This is a genomic window from Ruegeria sp. N10 (assembly GCF_056531545.1).
Map to the genome: position 1 here is coordinate 205,730 of NZ_JBQFLY010000003.1, position 17,287 is coordinate 223,016.

General features: G+C 59.9%; 16 protein-coding genes. 11 read left to right on the forward strand and 5 right to left on the reverse strand.

Going from position 1 to position 17,287, the window contains the following annotated elements:
- Nucleotides 1-70 precede the first annotated feature (70 nt).
- Both ACR0JI_RS06590 and ACR0JI_RS06595 read left to right on the forward strand, forming a co-directional pair.
- Nucleotides 71-1,411, forward strand: a complete 1,341-nt coding sequence (locus ACR0JI_RS06590; protein ID WP_480474231.1) for a M16 family metallopeptidase — start codon at nt 71-73, stop codon at nt 1,409-1,411.
- The gene (locus tag ACR0JI_RS06595) at nt 1,408-2,718 is read left to right on the forward strand and encodes a M16 family metallopeptidase (protein ID WP_480493936.1); all 1,311 of its coding nucleotides are present in this window, start codon (nt 1,408-1,410) and stop codon (nt 2,716-2,718) included. Before ACR0JI_RS06590 ends, ACR0JI_RS06595 begins: the two co-directional genes overlap by 4 nt.
- A 22-nt stretch (nt 2,719-2,740) precedes the next feature.
- On the opposite strand, the gene ACR0JI_RS06600 is transcribed toward ACR0JI_RS06595, so the two are convergent.
- From ACR0JI_RS06600 to deoC, 3 genes are all read right to left on the reverse strand, one after another.
- A complete protein-coding gene (locus ACR0JI_RS06600) occupies nt 2,741-3,550 on the reverse strand; it encodes an SDR family oxidoreductase (RefSeq protein WP_480493935.1) in 810 nt (269 codons plus the stop codon).
- A gap of 224 nt (nt 3,551-3,774) precedes the next feature.
- Entirely contained in the window at nt 3,775-6,108 is a 2,334-nt protein-coding gene (locus ACR0JI_RS06605) for an aldehyde dehydrogenase family protein (protein ID WP_480493934.1), read from the reverse strand.
- Between the two features lie 47 nt (nt 6,109-6,155).
- Nucleotides 6,156-7,154, reverse strand: coding sequence for a deoxyribose-phosphate aldolase (deoC, locus tag ACR0JI_RS06610; RefSeq protein ID WP_480493933.1), 999 nt, complete (start codon nt 7,152-7,154; stop codon nt 6,156-6,158).
- Between the two features lie 198 nt (nt 7,155-7,352).
- Here deoC and ACR0JI_RS06615 point away from each other — a divergent pair, with 198 nt between their 5' ends.
- The 6 genes from ACR0JI_RS06615 to ACR0JI_RS06640 all read left to right on the forward strand — a co-directional run bounded on the left by ACR0JI_RS06615 (nt 7,353) and on the right by ACR0JI_RS06640 (nt 14,654).
- Nucleotides 7,353-8,306, forward strand: a complete 954-nt coding sequence (locus tag ACR0JI_RS06615; RefSeq protein ID WP_480493932.1) for a metal ABC transporter solute-binding protein, Zn/Mn family — start codon at nt 7,353-7,355, stop codon at nt 8,304-8,306.
- Nucleotides 8,307-8,309: 3 nt separating this feature from the next.
- Nucleotides 8,310-9,113, forward strand: coding sequence for a metal ABC transporter ATP-binding protein (locus ACR0JI_RS06620; RefSeq protein WP_209505072.1), 804 nt, complete (start codon nt 8,310-8,312; stop codon nt 9,111-9,113).
- A 3-nt stretch (nt 9,114-9,116) separates the two neighbouring features.
- Nucleotides 9,117-10,322, forward strand: coding sequence for a metal ABC transporter permease (locus tag ACR0JI_RS06625; protein WP_480493931.1), 1,206 nt, complete (start codon nt 9,117-9,119; stop codon nt 10,320-10,322).
- Nucleotides 10,319-11,248 (forward strand): metal ABC transporter permease, encoded by a 930-nt coding sequence (locus ACR0JI_RS06630; protein WP_480474222.1) that lies wholly within the window; start codon nt 10,319-10,321, stop codon nt 11,246-11,248. Before ACR0JI_RS06625 ends, ACR0JI_RS06630 begins: the two co-directional genes overlap by 4 nt.
- A gap of 261 nt (nt 11,249-11,509) precedes the next feature.
- Nucleotides 11,510-13,372 carry a DNA mismatch repair endonuclease MutL gene (gene mutL, locus ACR0JI_RS06635; protein ID WP_480493930.1) on the forward strand — a complete coding sequence of 621 codons (1,863 nt, stop codon included), beginning with the start codon at nt 11,510-11,512 and terminating at the stop codon, nt 13,370-13,372.
- A gap of 52 nt (nt 13,373-13,424) precedes the next feature.
- On the forward strand, nt 13,425-14,654 hold the full coding sequence (locus ACR0JI_RS06640) for a DNA recombination protein RmuC (RefSeq protein ID WP_480493929.1): 1,230 nt from the start codon (nt 13,425-13,427) through the stop codon (nt 14,652-14,654).
- 63 nt (nt 14,655-14,717) lie between these two features.
- Here ACR0JI_RS06640 and ACR0JI_RS06645 read toward each other — a convergent pair whose 3' ends face one another.
- Both ACR0JI_RS06645 and ACR0JI_RS06650 read right to left on the reverse strand, forming a co-directional pair.
- On the reverse strand, nt 14,718-15,368 hold the full coding sequence (locus ACR0JI_RS06645; RefSeq protein WP_480493928.1) for a ChrR family anti-sigma-E factor: 651 nt from the start codon (nt 15,366-15,368) through the stop codon (nt 14,718-14,720).
- 10 nt (nt 15,369-15,378) lie between these two features.
- A complete protein-coding gene (locus ACR0JI_RS06650; protein WP_480474218.1) occupies nt 15,379-16,035 on the reverse strand; it encodes a sigma-70 family RNA polymerase sigma factor in 657 nt (218 codons plus the stop codon).
- Between the two features lie 151 nt (nt 16,036-16,186).
- On the opposite strand from ACR0JI_RS06650, the gene ACR0JI_RS06655 reads away from it, so the two are divergent.
- From ACR0JI_RS06655 to ACR0JI_RS06665, 3 genes are all read left to right on the forward strand, one after another.
- Nucleotides 16,187-16,504 (forward strand): DUF3775 domain-containing protein, encoded by a 318-nt coding sequence (locus tag ACR0JI_RS06655; RefSeq protein ID WP_209505065.1) that lies wholly within the window; start codon nt 16,187-16,189, stop codon nt 16,502-16,504.
- Nucleotides 16,505-16,749: 245 nt separating this feature from the next.
- Nucleotides 16,750-16,977 (forward strand): DUF1127 domain-containing protein, encoded by a 228-nt coding sequence (locus ACR0JI_RS06660; RefSeq protein ID WP_480474217.1) that lies wholly within the window; start codon nt 16,750-16,752, stop codon nt 16,975-16,977.
- A gap of 37 nt (nt 16,978-17,014) precedes the next feature.
- On the forward strand, nt 17,015-17,218 hold the full coding sequence (locus ACR0JI_RS06665) for a DUF1127 domain-containing protein (protein ID WP_480474216.1): 204 nt from the start codon (nt 17,015-17,017) through the stop codon (nt 17,216-17,218).
- The last annotated feature ends 69 nt before the right edge of the window (nt 17,219-17,287 follow it).

Here is a 17,287-nt window from a genome sequence, read left to right on the forward strand (position 1 = left end):
CCGTCATCGGGCTTGAACCCGGGCCGCACCACCGTAGTTTGAATGACAGAAACGAAACGGAGGATGCCCCATGGTTCGGGCCCTTGCCTTGTCGGCTGCCCTGATCGCCACCACACCGGCTTTTGCCGAGGGTGGGAAAGAAGCGGTCACCACATTCACTTTGGACAACGGTATGGATGTCGTCGTGGTCGAAGACCACCGCGCGCCTGTTGTGCAGCACATGGTCTGGTACCGCGCCGGATCGGCGGATGAGCCGATCGGGTCGTCGGGTGTCGCGCATTTTCTTGAACACCTGCTGTTCAAGGGCACAGATACTTTGGCACCAGGCGAATTCTCGGCCACCGTCGCGGCCAATGGCGGCAACGACAACGCGTTCACCTCGTATGATTACACTGCCTATTTCCAGCGCGTCGCCGCCGACCGGCTTGAGCTGATGATGCGCATGGAATCGGACCGGATGCGGAACATTCGCCTGAGCGAAGAAGATATCGTGACCGAGCGCGATGTGATCCTTGAGGAACGCAACCAGCGCACCGAGAACAACCCGCGCGCCCTGTTCGGCGAACAGATGAGCGCAGCACAATACCTCAATCACCGTTATGGCGTGCCGATCATCGGCTGGAAGCACGAGATGGAAGAACTGGAACTGGAAGACGCGCTGTCATTCTACCAGACCCACTACGCGCCCAATAACGCCATTCTGGTTGTCACCGGAGACGTTGATCCCGCCGAGGTTCGCACTCTGGCCGATCAGTATTACGGTGTGATTCCCGCCAATGCGGATTTGCCGGAACGGGTCCGGTCGCAGGAACCCCCGCAAACCGCCGAACGTCGTCTGACATTCAAGGACCCTCGCGTGGCGCAACCCTATGTCCAGCGCAGTTATCTGGCGCCGGAACGCGATCCGGGCGATCAGGAAAAGGCGGCAGCACTGTTTCTGTTGGCGGAACTTCTAGGGGGCAGCACGACCTCGTATCTGAACGAAAAGCTGCAATTCGATCAGAAAATGGCTGTTTATACCGGGGCGTTCTATCGTGACGTCTCGCTGGATGACACAACATTCGACCTGCTGGTCGTTCCCGCCGAAGGGGTTTCCCTGCAAGAGGCCGAGGATGCCATGGATCAGGCCGTGGCCGATTTCATTGCCGAAGGTGTCGATGAGGACGATCTGAACCGTATCAAGATGCAGTTGCGGGCTGCGCAGACCTATGCGCGCGACAATGTGGACGGGATCGGCAACCGCTATGGGCGCGCCCTGACCAGCGGCCTGACAATACAGGACGTGCAGGCATGGCCTAATATTCTTCAGGCCGTGACCGGAGACGAAATCATCGCCGCCGCCCGCGACGTTCTGCAACCCAAGGCGTCGGTCACCGGCTGGCTGATGCGCGATGATGAGGTGACGCAATGAAACGGTTTCTCGCAACGCTGACCACCTGTCTGGTTGCTCTGCCCGCTTTGGCCGAGATCGAGATCGAGGAAGTAACCTCGCCCGGCGGGATCACCGCATGGCTTGTCGAGGATCACTCGATCCCGTTTACCGCGCTTGAGCTGCGCTTCCGTGGCGGTACGTCGCTGGACGACCCGGACAAGCGTGGCGCGGTCTATCTGATGAGTGGGTTGATCGAGGAAGGGTCCGGCGAAATGGACGCGCGGACCTATGCGCGCGAGCTTGAGGCGCTGGCCGCATCGTTCCGCTATAACGCCGGTGACGACACGGTTTCGATTTCCGCACGTTTTCTGACCGAAAACCGGGATGAAGTTTCCGACCTGCTGCGTGAGACGATTCACGAACCGCGCTTTGATCAGGACGCGGTTGACCGTGTGCGCGCGCAAATCCTGTCCGGGCTGCGATCAGATCAGACCGACCCGAACGAGATTGCAGGCCGCAACTTTGCCCGGATGGCCTATGGCGATCACCCTTACGGTTCCGAAGGCAAGGGCACGATCGAAAGTGTCTCGGCGCTGACACGGGATGATGTGGTAACGGCGTATGAAAGCGTTTTTGCCAAGGATCGCCTTTATGTGGGGGCCGTCGGCGATATAACGGCCGAAGAACTGGGCGCATTGCTTGACATGTTGCTCGCCGACCTGCCGGAAACGGGCAAGCCCATCCCGGGCAAGGCCAACGTGACCATCCCCGGCGGGATCAGTGTTGTCGAGTTTGACACCCCGCAATCCGTGGCGCTGTTTGGCCATGCCGGAATAGATCGGGACGATCCGGATTTCTTTGCCGCCTATATCCTGAACCACATCCTTGGCGGTGGCGGGTTCGAAAGCCGTCTGATGCAGGAGGTGCGCGAAAAGCGTGGCCTGACCTATGGGGTTGGAACCTATCTTGTGCCCAAGGATCTGGCCTCGGTTTACCTGGGGTCGGTGTCATCGGCCAATGACCGCATTGCCGAGGCGATAGAGGTTATTCGAAACGAATGGGCGCGCGCCGCCACCGAAGGGGTGACGCAGAAGGAACTGGACGATGCCAAAACCTATCTGACCGGCGCTTATCCGTTGCGATTTGACGGCAACGGGCAGATTGCCGGGATCATGGTGGGGATGCAGATGGAAGGGTTGCCCATCGACTATATCGCCACCCGCAATGACAAGGTGAACGCGGTCACACTGGAAGACGTGAACCGCGTTGCATCCGAACTGTTGGACCCGGACGGCCTGCATTTCACTGTTGTTGGAAAGCCGGTTGGTCTGGAAACAACCAACTGAACTGCAAGGGGTGAGTTGCGGCTCACCTCTTTTTCATACTCCGCAGCATATCGCCCATCATCTGCCCGAACTTGCCCGATCCGCGCTGATAGAGTGCCCCGTCCACGGCCAGAACCGTGCCGCTGATATAACTGGCCAGATCCGAGCTGAGGAACAGGCAGGCATTGGCCACGTCCTGCGGCTGACCCCAGCGACCCAACGGCACGTCCCGGCGAAGTTCTTCGTGGGCGTTTTGGGTGGGCGCAAGGCGTTTCGCACCCTCGGTGCCTTCGATGAACCCCGGCACAACCGAATTCACCCTGATCCCCTCGACACCCCATTCCATCGACAAGGTGCGGGTGATCTGGTCGACTCCCGCCTTGGCGGCGCAGACATGGGACTGGCCCTCATACGGCAGATAGGATTGCGGGGCCGAGATATTGATGATGCTGGCACCGGGGCGTTTGAGGAACGGATAGGCCCCCTTCATCACGTGGATCGTGCCCATCAAGTCGATATCGATCACGGTCTTGAACGCGTTGACTGACATTTCGGATGCCAGCGCCGGGAAATTGCCCGCCGCGCCCGAGATCAGCACATCGAAATCCCCGAAGGCGTCATGGAACTGCTTCAGTCCCGCCGCCACAGCGTCGGCATCGCGCACATCAAACGCAGCCCCAATCGCATCCTGTGCGCCCGCGGCCTTCAGCGCGGCGATGGTGTCATCGACCTTTTCCTGCGACCGGCTGGCCACGGCCAGTTTGGCGCCCGAGGCCGCAAAAGCCTCGGCAATGCCGCGATTGATACCGCTGGTTCCGCCAATCACGATGACGGTTTTTCCCGAAAAATCCATGTAACGCCCTTTATCTTTGATCTACTGGGTGAGCGCCATTCTCTTGACTGAGTTCGTTGCGCATCTCCTCAATCATCGGAAGCACAAGAGTTTCGCGATTTGCGAGTAAGAATACCAAGCACGCAAATGCGCCGACCAAAGAAAAAATCACCAAACGAGCGATAGAAGTCCGATTGGTTTTCTCAGTCGGTAGTACCAAAGTAAACGCTCCCTTGGCGGGAGCCCTACTCGCCGTAGGGCACCCAGATGTTTTTCACTTCGGTTGCAGCCTGAAGGAAGCGGCGGGAATGGTCCATGCTCCAGTCAAATGCCGTCGCGTTATTGACCCAGGTCCGCTTCAGGTTCCCGGCTGAAACGACCTCGATCTCTTTTGACAGGTCGGTGGACGAGAACGACCAGATCGCGTCGACATTCAGATGCGAGGCCAGCGGTTTCGCTAGCTCGGCATGACTACCGGTCAGGATGTTGACCACACCAGCGGGCACGTCCGAAGTCTCAAGGATCTGGTAGAAATCCGTCGCTGCAAGCGGGTAGGGCTCGCTGGCCACCAGAACCGTCCGGTTGCCCATCGCAATCGCAGGCGCCATAGCCGACACCAGACCCAGCAGCGGTGCCTCATCCGCGCAAAGCGCACCGATCACGCCAACGGGTTCCTTCATGGCGATGGCCACGCCCCGGATCGGAACGCCATGCACCTGACCGTCATATTTGTCGGCCCATGCCGCGGCAGTGAACAGGCGCTGGATCGAGGCCTCAACTTCTTTCGCGCCGTCTTTCCTGCTGGTCATGGCGTCGATCCGCGCCGCGAATTCATCGGCGCGGGCCGAGAGGTTTTCGCCGACGTAATACAGGATCTGGGCCCGCAGATGGCCGGTGGTCTTGGACCAGCCTTTTGCACCTGCCGCAGCCTCGACCGCGTTGCGGACGTCCTTGCGGTTGGCAAGACCCACATGGCCCAGCAGGCCGGACTTGCCCCAAATCGGTTTCGAATAACCACCATCGGGTCGTGCTTGCTTGCCGCCGACATACATCTTGGCGGTGCGGTCGATCGGATCGACCGGGGCCCCTTCGCCGATGGCTGCCTCGACCATTGCCAGCGGCTTGGCCTTGCCCTTGGGTCTGGTATAGGCGGCCAGCCCTTCCCAGCCGCCTTCGCGGCCAAAGCCGCTTTCGCGGACCCCACCGAACCCGGCAGCAGCGTCAAACAGATTGGTGGCATTCACCCAAACCACGCCTGCAACCAGCTTGGGCGCAATATCCAGCGCAAGGTTCACATTCTCGGTCCAGACGGTCGCCGCCAGACCATACCGGGTGTTGTTGGCCAGCTCGACCGCCTCTTCCGGTGTGCGGAAGGTCGAAGACACCAGAACCGGGCCAAAGATCTCTTCCTGCATCAACGGGTCCGAGGTCTCGAGCCCCGAGATCAGTGTTGGCGGGTAGTAGCAGCCGTTTGCGGGAAGATCGCAGGCGGCTTGGTGCACACGGCCCGCAGTGTTGCTTTCGACCATTCCTTTGATGGTCTGCAACTGAACCGGGTCCACAACCGCGCCCACGTCGATGCATTTATCCAGCGGATTGCCGACGCGCAGCGTGTCCATCCGGGCGCGCAGCTTGTCGTGGAAATGGTCGGCGATGCCTTCCTGCACCAGTAGGCGCGAGCCGGCACAACAGACCTGACCCTGATTGAACCAGATCGCATCGACCAGCCCTTCGATGGCTGAATCGATATCGGCATCGTCGAACACGACATAGGCCGACTTGCCACCCAGTTCCAATGTCAGTTCCTTGCCTGACCCGGCGGTGGCCTCACGGATGCGACGGCCCACAACGGTCGAGCCGGTAAAGGCAATCTTGTCCACGTCCGAGGCCACGATCATCTCGCCCACGGCACCATCTCCGGTCACGATGTTGACGACACCTTTCGGCAGACCGGCCTGTGTGCAGATATCGGCAAACAACAGCGCCGTCAGCGAAGTATATTCAGCCGGTTTCAGAACCACCGTATTCCCCATCGCCAGCGCAGGCGCGATCTTCCACGCCAACATCAGCAAGGGGAAGTTCCACGGAATGATCTGACCGCACACACCCAGCGCTTCGGCGTCGGGCAGCTCGCTTTCCATCAGCTGCGCCATGCCGGCGTGATAATAGAAATGCCGCTGCGCGAGCGGAATATCGATGTCACGCGATTCCCGGATCGGTTTGCCGTTGTCGAGGCTTTCCAGCACCGCAAACAAACGCGAATGCTTTTGCAGCAGTCGCGCAATTGCATAGAGATACCGCGCACGGCCCGCGCCGCCCAGTTTCTCCCATTTGGGCTGAGCCTTGCGCGCGGCGGCTACAGCGGCGTCCACGTCGGCCTGCTTGGCCTGCGTCAGTTTCGCCAGAACCTCCCCGGTCGCAGGGTTGCGGCTGTCAAACCCTTTGCCAGGCTTGGTGAACGCACCATCGATATAGTGTCCGAACTTGTCGCCTTGATCGACCAGCCAGGCCAGCGCCTCGGCGGCGCTTTCGGGGGCGGGGCCGTATTCCATGGTCTCAAAAATCTCATTGACTGTCATGACTTCATCTTTTCCCAAATACTCACTGTCCAGACATATCCACGGGCTCAGCCCATCGAATGCCTGTAACCAGCCGAATAGGCTCCGGTCACATAGTGTTCCAACTGCCGCTCGATATCGCCCAGCAACGACGAGGCGCCAAAGCGGAACAGATCCGGTTCCAGCCAGCGGTCGCCCAGCTCGTCCTTGATCAGCGACAGATAGACAAGCGCGTCCTTGGCTTTCGAAATACCACCCGCAGGTTTATACCCGACCCGATATCCAGTGCGGTCATAGTAATCGCGGATCGCGCGGATCATCACCAGCGACACGGGCAGGGTGGCGTTGACGCTTTCCTTGCCTGTCGAGGTCTTGATGAAATCCGCCCCGGCCATCATGCAGACCAGCGAGGCGCGCGCGACATTGCGCAAGCTGCCCAATTCTCCGGTCGCAAGAATGGCTTTGACATGGGCATCGCCACAAGCCACGCGGAACGCCTTCATCTCATCATACAGGGCCTGCCAGTCACCTGACAGCACATGACGGCGCGAGATCACGATGTCGATTTCCTCGGCCCCGGCTTTCACGCTTTCCTCGATCTCGGCCACGCGCAGATGGAACGGGGACAGGCCGGCGGGAAAGCCGGTGGACACGGCAGCGACCGGAATGCCAGTGCCTTTCAAAGCGTCCACAGCGGTTTCGATCATATCGTGATAGACGCAAACCGCCCCTGTCGTGATCGGCGGCATGTCGAGTGCCTGAAGAACCGAACGCGCAACCGGCTGACGGGCCTTCGCACACAGGCGGCGCACACGGCCCACCGTATCATCGCCCGACAGCGTGGTCAGGTCGATCATCGTGATGGCTTTCAGCAGCCACGCAGCCTGATATTCCTTCTTGACCGAACGGCGGCCCGGCAATGTGGCCGCACGGCGTTCAATCGCGGAAGTATTGGCCTGAACGGCGCGCACCCAATCCAGATCCAGTTCCATTCCGGGGTTCCGGGGTTCGGTTACTTGCGGCAGATGCGCGGTGCGCACGGGGCTTTCTGAGCTCTGCGTATCCATGGTTACGTCCTTTGGGAGGTTTGCGACAAAATCGCACGGGTGGCTCGGGAATGGAAGGTGTTCCGGCGCAATGATCGAATATTTTTGACCATTTGGACAAATAATAGAGGTTTTCTTGCGAATAATTCTCATTAGCGTTGACTTAGTTGCGAATGGTTCTCATATTTGATCCAACGCGCATCCAAATCGAGGTTGGAAATGATTCGTCGGCATTACCTTGCACTATTGGCTCTGGCCCTTTCGGTGCCAGCCATGGCGTTTGCCGGAGCACCGCTGAAAGTGGTGGCCACAACGGGCATGATTGCAGATGCGGCGCGTCAGGTCGGTGGTGATCTGGTTGAGGTCAGAGGGCTTATGGGCCCCGGCGTTGATCCCCATGCCTATCGCCAGACGCGCAGCGATATTGTGGCGATGACACGAGCAGAGCTGGTTCTGTGGCACGGCCTGTATCTCGAAGCGCAAATGGAAGACTTCTTTCATGATCTTGAGCGGAAACGGACCGTTATTGCGGTTGCAGAAGGCGTAGACAAGTCCAGGCTGCGCGCGCACGACAATTATGCCGACAAGTATGATCCGCATCTATGGATGACGCCCGTGCTGTGGCGCGAGGTTGTTGTAGAGGTGCAGCGCGCCCTGACCGAGGCACGCCCCGAAGCAGCCGAGGTTTTTGCTGCGAATGCACAAGCCCATCTGGCCGACATAGACCGTCTGACGGCCTATGCCGAGAAAACCCTGTCCACCGTACCGGATCACAACAAGGTTCTGGTCACCGCCCACGACGCCTTTGGTTATTTCGGTGAAAGTTTCGGGTTCGAGGTTCTGGGCATTCAGGGCATCTCGACCCAATCCGAGGCGGGCCTGAACCGGATCGGAGAGCTGGTTGACCTGTTGGTTGATCGCAGGATCACGGCGGTCTTCGTCGAAAGCTCGGTTTCTGACCGGTCGATCCGCGCGCTGATCGAAGGGGCCGCAGCCAAAGGGCACGAGGTGAAGGTCGGGGGCGAGTTGTTCTCGGATGCCATGGGCGAGGATGGCACCTATGAAGGCACTTATATCGGGATGCTGGACCACAATATCACCGTTATCGCAGGCGCATTGGGCGGAGAAGTTCCCGATCGCGGCATGAACGGCAAACTGTCAGCGGGGTTCTGAAAGATGCTGGGGCTGATCAGCAACGAAGGTGTGACGGTCCAGGAACATAATCTGGATGACAGCCCTCTGGCTGTGCGGGGTCTGACGGTTTCCTACGGGCAGAAGCCAGCGGTCTTTTCGGTTGATATGACAGTAACGCCCGGCGCGATGACCGCCATTATCGGGCCGAACGGTGCTGGAAAATCAACGCTGCTCAAGGCGGCGCTGGGCATCGTTACGCCATTGTCGGGGCAGGTGACCGTATTTGGTCAGCCGCTGAATTCGCAACGCGCACGTGTTGCCTATGTTCCCCAGCGTGCCAGCGTGGACTGGGATTTCCCGACACGTGTGATCGACGTGGTTCTGATGGGTCTGTCGCGTGAACTGGGCCTGTTGGGCCGCTTGCGCGCGCGCCACAAGGCCCGTGCGATGGATTGCCTGAACCGTGTCGGAATGCGCGATTTCGCGGATCGCCAGATAGGCCAGCTGTCCGGTGGCCAGCAACAGCGTGTGTTTCTGGCGCGTGCTCTGGCTCAGGATGCTGATCTGTACCTGCTGGACGAGCCGTTTGCCGGTGTCGACGCTGCTACCGAAAAAGCCATCATCGCGGTGCTGAAATCCCTGAAAGAGGCCGGTAAGACAGTCGTTGTCGTGCATCATGATCTGGCCACCGTGACCGACTATTTCGACCACGTTTTCCTGATCAACACTCGCAAGGTGGCCGAAGGGCCGGTGGCCGAGGCCTTCACGGCGGAAACGCTGCAATCGGCCTATGGTGGCAGGTTGGCAACGGCCCAGATCGATCAGATTTCACGCGCGCTGGGATAGTTCATGCTTTGGGATGCTCTGACCCTTCAGCTTGGCTATAACGCCACGCTGGTAGCCATCGGTGCGACATTGCTGGGCGTGTCGGCGGGCGTAACGGGGACATTCCTGTTTCTGCGCAAGCGCGCCCTTGTCAGCGACGCAATCAGCCATGCAACCCTGCCGGGCGTCTGTATCGCTTTCATGGTGCTGGTCGCTCTGGGCGGGGACGGGCGCAACCTGCCGGGCCTGCTGGTTGGGTCCGCAATTTCAGCCTGGGTTGGTCTGTTGTGCATGAACTGGCTGACACGGCGTACCCGCCTGGCTGAGGACGCCGCGATCGGTGCGATCCTGTCTGTGTTCTTCGGCTTTGGGATCGTGCTGCTGACGGTCATCCAAACCATGGGGGTTGGCCGTCAGGCCGGGCTGGAAGGTTTCCTGTTGGGTTCGACCGCCGGAATGCTGTGGGCCGATGCGGTGATCATCGCACTTGGTGGAGCCTTGACCTTGGCTCTGGTGCTGATCATCCGCCGTCCGATGACCCTTGTCGCATTCGATCCCGAATATGCAGCGGCGCGCGGGTTGCCGGTGCATCGTATCGATCTGGCCATGATGGGGCTGGTCATGGCCGTGACCGTGGTCGGCCTGAAAATCGTCGGCCTGATCCTGATCGTGGCTTTGCTGATCATTCCGGCAGTGACCGCCCGGTTTTGGTCTGACCGCTCGGAACGCGTTGTTCTGTTGGCCGGGCTGGCCGGTGGTCTGGCCGGATATATCGGCGCTGCCATATCCGCATCTGCGCCCAATCTTCCAACCGGCCCGATTATCGTGCTGGTCAGCTTTGCCTTTTTCCTCGCCTCCCTCTTCTTCGCCCCGATGCGCGGCGTTCTGGCGGCAGTGCTGCGGCATCTGCGGTTTCAGCGCCGAGTGCATATTCGTCAGGGGCTTCTGGCGATGGCGCAAGGGCAGAAGATCTATGAGCCCCTGACCCTGCGTTTGCTGCGGCGTGCCGGGCTGGTCCGGGCGGATGGCGTGGCGACGGACACCGGCAAGGCCCGCGCGGCCAAAGCCCTGCGGGATGAAAAGCGATGGGAAATCGTGCGTGCCGATCAGGCGCACGAGGCGACAGCTGCGCTCTATGACGGGTTGCGCGATATCGAAACCGTTCTGACACGGGACCAGATTGATGAGATCGACCGCCAGATTGGCGGACCGCAAGGGATACCGGCATGAGTGGTGAAGAATTCGTCCCGCTGTCTCTGACGCCGCTGCTGATCGGAACATTTGCGGCCATCGCCTGTGCCTTGCCCGGCAACTTTCTTGTGTTGCGAAAACAGGCGCTGATCGGCGATGCGATCAGCCATGTAGTGCTGCCGGGTATCGTTGTCGCGTTCCTGCTGACAGGGGCCATATCCACCTGGCCGATGATGTTGGGCGCGGCCGGGGCCGCGGTTCTGGCCGTGGTCCTGATCGAGGCGATTCGCCGACTGGGGCAGATCGAACCCGGGGCCGCCATGGGCGTGGTTTTTACCACCATGTTCGCGGCAGGCGTCCTGCTGCTTGAGCAGACGGATACGTCAACCGTGCATCTGGATGTGGAACATGCGCTTTACGGCAATCTCGAAAGCCTGATCTGGCTGGACGCGACCGGGTGGTCCTCGCTGCTGGACGCTCAGGCCCTTGCCGGATTGCCCCCGGAACTGCCCCGTATTGCGCTGACACTGGTGGGTGTGATGCTGTTTACATGGCTGTTCTGGCGACCGCTGAAAATATCCACCTTTGACGAAGGTTTCGCCCGCACGATTGGTATTCGCACGGGACTTCTGGGCATGGCGCTCGTCATCACTGCGGCTATCGCGGCGGTTGCCGCTTTTGACGCGGTAGGCTCGATCATCGTGATCGCGATGTTTATCTGCCCTCCGGCAGCCGCGCGGATGCTGACCAACCGGCTTGAGGCGCAGATTGGCTGGAGCGTCGTGATCGCTATAACCTCTGCCGTGACAGGGTATGTGCTGGCAGGATACGGGCCCCTGTGGCTGGGCGCAGCGGATGCGGTCAGTGCGGCAGGGATGATCGCAACGATGTCCGGGCTGATCCTGGCGCTGGCGGCCATGTTTGGCCCATGCCGCACACGTGTTGGTGTTCAGACATCAGCCTGAGACGGCATTTTCCTGCCGCAGATGCCCGAGCGTCATCGGCCAAACTCTGCCCAGATGCCGTTAAGGTTAATCTTAAGCAGATTTTTGGGAAGTCTCATGCTAGAGGGCTGCCCATTGACTAGCTGAACACACCACTCACTTTGGTACGCCCGGATGGTACGGAATGGGATTCATTCACAGCTATCCGGGTGCCCCTTTCCGAACAGAAGACATGATCAAACCGGTGGTAGAATCGTGCGCGGTTGTGCTAGGTCTAGGGGTATGGCGCAGACAAACCCCAATATCAGCGAAAATCGCCCCGTGATCAGACAGCTTGACGATGCTGCGATCAACCGTATTGCGGCGGGTGAAGTGGTGGAACGCCCGGCCTCGGCCGTCAAGGAACTGGTCGAGAATGCACTGGATGCCGGGGCCACGCGTGTAGCCGTCGAAATCGCCGACGGGGGAAAGACGCTGATCCGCGTGACCGACGATGGGTGCGGTATCCCGGCTGAAGATTTGCCGCTTGCCCTGTCGCGCCATGCCACATCAAAGATCGACGGATCGGATCTGCTGAATATCCACACCTTCGGGTTTCGAGGCGAAGCCTTGCCTTCGTTGGGGGCTGTCGGACGCCTGACCATAACCAGCCGTGCGCCGGGTCTGGATGCGGCGCAGATCCATGTCGCGGGTGGCAAGATGGGTTCGGTCAAGCCTGCCGCCCTGCGCGCGGGCACGGTGGTCGAGCTGCGCGATCTGTTCTTCGCCACCCCCGCCCGGCTGAAATTCATGCGCACCGATCGGGCCGAGGCGCAGGCGATCACGGACATGGTGAAGCGGCTGGCGATGGCTGAGCCATCCGTCACATTTACCCTGCGCGATGTCTCGGGCGGTGGCGTAGGCCGCGTGATCTTCCGCGCGGATCGCGAGAATGGCGACCTGTTTGACGCCTTGCACGCCCGTCTTGCCCGTGTGATCGGGCGCGAGTTTGCTGAGAATGCGCTGCGGGTCGATGCCTCGCGCGACGGCCTCAGGCTTTTTGGCTATGCGGCCCTGCCGACCTATTCCCGTGGCGCTGCGGTGGCGCAGTACCTTTTTGTCAACGGGCGTCCCGTGCGCGACAAGATGCTGACCGGCGCTTTACGGGCGGCTTATTTCGATTTCCTAAGCCGGGACCGTCACCCGGCGGCGGCATTGTTCATCGACTGCGACCCGACATTGGTTGACGTGAACGTTCACCCTGCCAAGTCCGAGGTCCGGTTCCGCGATCCCGGCGTTGCGCGCGGGCTTATCGTATCCAGCCTGCGCCACGCATTGGCAGAGGCCGGGCATCGCGCGTCCTCGACCGTGGCCAATGCGACCTTGGGTGCAATGCGACCGGAACCCGCGCAGTCTGCACCAGCGCGGGTCTATCAGATGGATCGCCCGTCGCCTGCAGCGCGCCAGGCTGCGTACCGGGCACAGGCTCCGGGTTTTGCGGAACTGGCGCATGATTACAGCGGCAGCATTGTCGATCCGATCCCGGTTGCACCCGCTTCGCAGGGTCAGGAGCCTGATGCCCAGAATCTTCCACTGGGCGCCGCGCGCGGACAGGTGCATGAAAACTACATCATCGCCCAGACTGCCGATGGAATGGTGATCGTTGATCAGCACGCCGCGCATGAACGGCTGGTCTATGAAAAGCTGAAAACACAGATGGCCAAGACGGGCGTTGCGGCGCAGGCGCTTTTGATCCCTGAGATTGTTGAGTTGTCCGAAGGTGACTGCGCCCGTCTGATGGCTGTCTGTGATGACCTGTCCCGTTTGGGGCTGACCATCGAACCCTTTGGCGGAGGCGCCATTGCCGTGCGCGAAACCCCGGCCATTCTGGGCGAGGTCGATGCGCGCGCGATGATCCTGGATATCCTCGACGAACTGGCCGAACAGGGCGAAAGCCAGATGGTGCAGGCAAGGATCGAGGCGATTCTCAGCCGGGTTGCCTGCCACGGCTCGGTTCGGTCCGGCCGCCGTATGCGGGCCGAGGAAATGAACGCGCTGCTGCGCGAGATGGAGGCGACGCCGCATTCCGGCCAGTGCAATCACGGGCGACCAACATATGTGGAACTGAAGCTAAGCGACATCGAACGCCTGTTCGGGCGCAGTTGATCCATTGGCCACTGCAGGTTAGTAAGAATAAAACAAGAACATTCGAGGCGACATGATCAAGATTGCAGGAACAGAATATGCACTGGATGACCCGGTTGTTCTTATCGTGGGCGGAACAGTTGCGCTGATCCTGCTACTGCTGTTCCTGTCGTTGCGCGCCGCTAATCGCTCGGCCCGGATGGCGGAACCGCTGGCGCGGCAGATGGCGCTTCTGGGTCAGCATGTGCAGCAGCTGGGGCAGGGGCAGGAACAGTTGCGCGGCGGCTTGCAGCATGTTTCGGACACGCAAGCCAACGCGCAGGTACAGGTGATCCAGACGGTCGAGGCACGCTTGTCCTCGGTCCAGCAGCAGATGAATGACCGGCTGGCGGATAACGCGATGAAATCGGCCCGCGCGCTGGCCGAGATGCAGGAACGGATGAAGGAAACCCTGCACGGTTCGTCAAAACAGACGGCGACATCACTGACGCAGCTGCAGGAACGTCTGGCCGCCATCGACAAGGCGCAGGACAATATCACGAAACTTTCGGGCGATGTTCTCAGCCTTCAGGATATCCTGTCGAACAAGCAGCGGCGCGGGATGTTTGGTGAGGTTCAGCTGAACGATATCGTGTCCAAGGCACTGCCCGCGGACAGCTATTCGCTGCAAGCCACCTTGTCGAACGGCAGGCGCGCGGATTGCCTGGTGCATCTGCCTAACCCGCCTGGCCCGATCGTGATTGACGCGAAATTCCCGCTTGAGGATTTCGAAGCACTTGCCGCCGCGCAGACCAAGGCAGATGTTGAAAGATGCCTGCGGGCTTTTGGCGCTGCCGTGAAAGTGCATATCAAGGCCATTTCCGAGAAATACATCCTCGAAGGGGAAACCGCTGACGGTGCCCTGATGTTCGTCCCGTCCGAAGCGATCTATGCCGAGCTGCACGCCCGCCTGCCCGATGTGGTGCGCGAAGGGTTCTCCGCACGGGTCTGGATCGTCTCTCCCACCACCTGCATGGCCACGCTGAACACGATGCGGGCGATCCTTAAAGATGCGCGCATGCGTGAACAGGCCGGTGCGATCCGCAAAGAACTGGGATTGCTGCACAAGGATGTGGACCGTCTGGGTGACCGCGTTTCAAACCTCGACCGTCACTTCGGTCAGGCGGCCAAGGATATCTCGGAAATCAAGATCAGTGCCGAAAAGGCCGGCCGCCGGGCGCAGCGGTTGGATAATTTCGACTTCGAAGAAATCGCGCCCGATACTGAAACAGAGGTTGTACCTCTGGCGCGTCACGAAGGCTGAGGATCCTGTTGAAAAACTGAACCGGCACCGGGCCGGTTCTGATGGGCCAGCGCCTGCAAGCGTTCAGATACGCAGAAAGGGCTGGAACAGGCGCGGCATCAGCTTGTTGAATTTCAGCGGCGCATCCGTAACCGCCAGACAAATGCAGTCTTCCGAGATATCCGCCACAGGCGTATGTTCAAGATCCTCGTCAGCGATCTCGACATCGCCGCGGGCAAAGCGGTCAACCTCGTCCGAGAAAGCCCCTTGCAGAACCATTGTCAGCTCCATGCCGTTATGGCCATGATCCGGTACGGCGGCACCGGCTGGGATGAACAGCAATCGGGCGGTGGCGTCTTTAGTGGTCGGCAGGATCGCCTGTTTGACGCCCATGCCAATCGGCCTCCAGCGGATGTCCTTGACTGTTCCACCCACGTAATCCCGCAACGGGGTCGGCAGAACTGCACATCCCGGGCGAACGGGCTTGGGCGCCGGAGCACCCTTGGCGATCAAAGCCATCGTGGCCGCCAGAGAGGTTTCGCTCATGCTGACTGCCTCACTCTGCTTGTCCAGAACTTGCCCTCCAACGGCGTCATAGCTTTCTGCGCGCGCACGGCAGTGGTCGCACAGGGACAGATGCGTGGCGACCATCAGATCGAAGGCTTCGGGCAGGTTGCCTGCGGCATAGGCCATCAGCAGGTCATCTGTCAGGTGATGTTTGATCAACTTGTTCATCTTACTCATCTCAATTCATCGCGTGGCGCAAGCGATCCAGCGCCAGCCGTATCCGTGACTTGATTGTTCCCAGTGGCAATCCGGTTTGTGACGCTATTTCCCGGTGACTCAGGTCGCCGAAATACGCCTTCTCGATCAGGTCCCGCTGCGCATCCGGTAACGCCTGCAAGGCGGTGCGCAGTTGCGCGGTTTCCTGTTGCAGCGCGATGACGTCATCCTGATCGGGCTCTGCCTCGGGACCCCAACCCAGATCCTCGGGTTCAGGGCGGCGTTGCTTGCGCAGCACGTCAATGCGCTTGTTCCGTGCGATGGTGAACACCCACGTGGCCACAGTGGCCCGCGTCGGATCGAACAGGTGGGCCTTGTGCCACAAGGTCGCCATCACCTCTTGCGCGCACTCTTCTGCCATGGCGGCATCAGCCCCTGACTTCATCAGAAAGGCCTTGATACGCGGCGCGAAGTGCTGGAACAGATCGGCAAATGCCGCCTGATCCTGCGCATCCCGGATGCGTCTGACGTGGTCCACCCATTCGGCCCTGTTCTCGCGCTTGCCGTTGATGTCGTTCACCCGCCTACCCTTGATGTGTTTGTTGATGCGCCAAGGTTGAGGGGCGGGTGTTTCAACCGCTGGTCCGTCCAAGGTCGCTGTATTGGTCTGGGTAAACATAACCACATTACGGCGCACGCCCCAAGCCGGATCACTTTATCGGGACATTTTGATCGCGGCGCTGATCCGCCTGTTTGTTCAAGATCAAAGACGCAGGCCGCTGTCGGTGGTTGTGATGGCGTAACAACCGCGAACACGAGGAGTGGAAGAGATGTTGGAAATCTCGGCAAGAAAAGTCGCCCAGGTCGCCATGATGGGCCGCGAACTGAACCGGGCCGAGGGCGAATTGCGGGCGTTCATCGACCGCATGAGCGAAGACGAGCAGGCCGAACTGGTTGCCATCATGTGGATCGGGCGCGAGAGCTTTTTCGCGGAAGATCTGGCCGAGGCCATCGCCACCGCCAAGTCCGAGGCATCGACCCCCTGCGCAGATTACCTGATCGGGACGCCGCACATGTCTGACCACCTTGAGAATGGTCTGGACGCACTGGGAATATCTGCGGAAGACGTGGAAAACGATCTGATGTAGGCCCTTCGGCGGCATCACCCAAAAACAGACTTGTGCGTTGGTCGCCGGCGTCGGATACCAAGGCCAACGCGCCTTCCGCTGCGCGGGCACTCCTGTAAGTGAGGAACAGGTAGGGCAGACCGGCCGCGAATAGCTGCACGCGTCATCTCAACAAACTTTAATGATTCCGACTGGCGGCCTTAACGGTGGCCTCCCTTATTTGAAGCTATCACAAGCAAGCAACTCAAATTTCGGAGGAACCAGCAATGACCCATGCACAGACGATTGACACTCATAAGGGCCTCTTGGACGGCCTCTTTGCCAAATATGCCGACGCAAAAGTTGAACATTTCCGACGCCAGATTTTCTCAAAAACCGTTCGGAAGCTGGAAAAGCTCAGCGACAAGCAGCTGAACGATATCGGCATTCCCCGCGACCAGATCCGTCGGCGCGCTTATCACAGCGTGTATCACAACGCACCCTACCAGCAGTGACCCGAAAGTTTCGCAACCCTTGCGTGAGGTAATCAGTATGTTTGACTTTATCCCCTCGACCAATCAACCGACCCCGGCCGCCAGCGCCTTGTTGCTGTTTGATCGCGCCATGCGCATTCGAGCCATCAGCCCGGATATCGTTCGGGCCGCCCAGCATCTGAACGGCCTGACCGACCATCAGCTGGCAGAGCTTGGCATCAACCGCAGCGATGTCGAAGACACCATCGAGCGCTATATCTGAAGATACCTTCAGAGAAATCCAGACGAGTTTACCATGCCTGAAGAAGAACAATGAAAGCCATTCCAGAAA

Coding starts and splice junctions, on each gene's coding strand:
- ACR0JI_RS06630 (WP_480474222.1), top strand. CDS start 10,319: ATGAGTGGTGAAGAATTCGTCCCGCTGTCTCTGACGCCGCTGCTGATC.
- ACR0JI_RS06595 (WP_480493936.1), top strand. CDS start 1,408: ATGAAACGGTTTCTCGCAACGCTGACCACCTGTCTGGTTGCTCTGCCC.
- mutL (WP_480493930.1), top strand. CDS start 11,510: ATGGCGCAGACAAACCCCAATATCAGCGAAAATCGCCCCGTGATCAGA.
- deoC (WP_480493933.1), bottom strand. CDS start 7,154: ATGGATACGCAGAGCTCAGAAAGCCCCGTGCGCACCGCGCATCTGCCG.
- ACR0JI_RS06620 (WP_209505072.1), top strand. CDS start 8,310: ATGCTGGGGCTGATCAGCAACGAAGGTGTGACGGTCCAGGAACATAAT.
- ACR0JI_RS06665 (WP_480474216.1), top strand. CDS start 17,015: ATGTTTGACTTTATCCCCTCGACCAATCAACCGACCCCGGCCGCCAGC.
- ACR0JI_RS06645 (WP_480493928.1), bottom strand. CDS start 15,368: ATGAACAAGTTGATCAAACATCACCTGACAGATGACCTGCTGATGGCC.
- ACR0JI_RS06640 (WP_480493929.1), top strand. CDS start 13,425: ATGATCAAGATTGCAGGAACAGAATATGCACTGGATGACCCGGTTGTT.
- ACR0JI_RS06625 (WP_480493931.1), top strand. CDS start 9,117: ATGCTTTGGGATGCTCTGACCCTTCAGCTTGGCTATAACGCCACGCTG.
- ACR0JI_RS06615 (WP_480493932.1), top strand. CDS start 7,353: ATGATTCGTCGGCATTACCTTGCACTATTGGCTCTGGCCCTTTCGGTG.
- ACR0JI_RS06600 (WP_480493935.1), bottom strand. CDS start 3,550: ATGGATTTTTCGGGAAAAACCGTCATCGTGATTGGCGGAACCAGCGGT.
- ACR0JI_RS06590 (WP_480474231.1), top strand. CDS start 71: ATGGTTCGGGCCCTTGCCTTGTCGGCTGCCCTGATCGCCACCACACCG.
- ACR0JI_RS06605 (WP_480493934.1), bottom strand. CDS start 6,108: ATGACAGTCAATGAGATTTTTGAGACCATGGAATACGGCCCCGCCCCC.
- ACR0JI_RS06655 (WP_209505065.1), top strand. CDS start 16,187: ATGTTGGAAATCTCGGCAAGAAAAGTCGCCCAGGTCGCCATGATGGGC.
- ACR0JI_RS06650 (WP_480474218.1), bottom strand. CDS start 16,035: ATGTTTACCCAGACCAATACAGCGACCTTGGACGGACCAGCGGTTGAA.
- ACR0JI_RS06660 (WP_480474217.1), top strand. CDS start 16,750: ATGACCCATGCACAGACGATTGACACTCATAAGGGCCTCTTGGACGGC.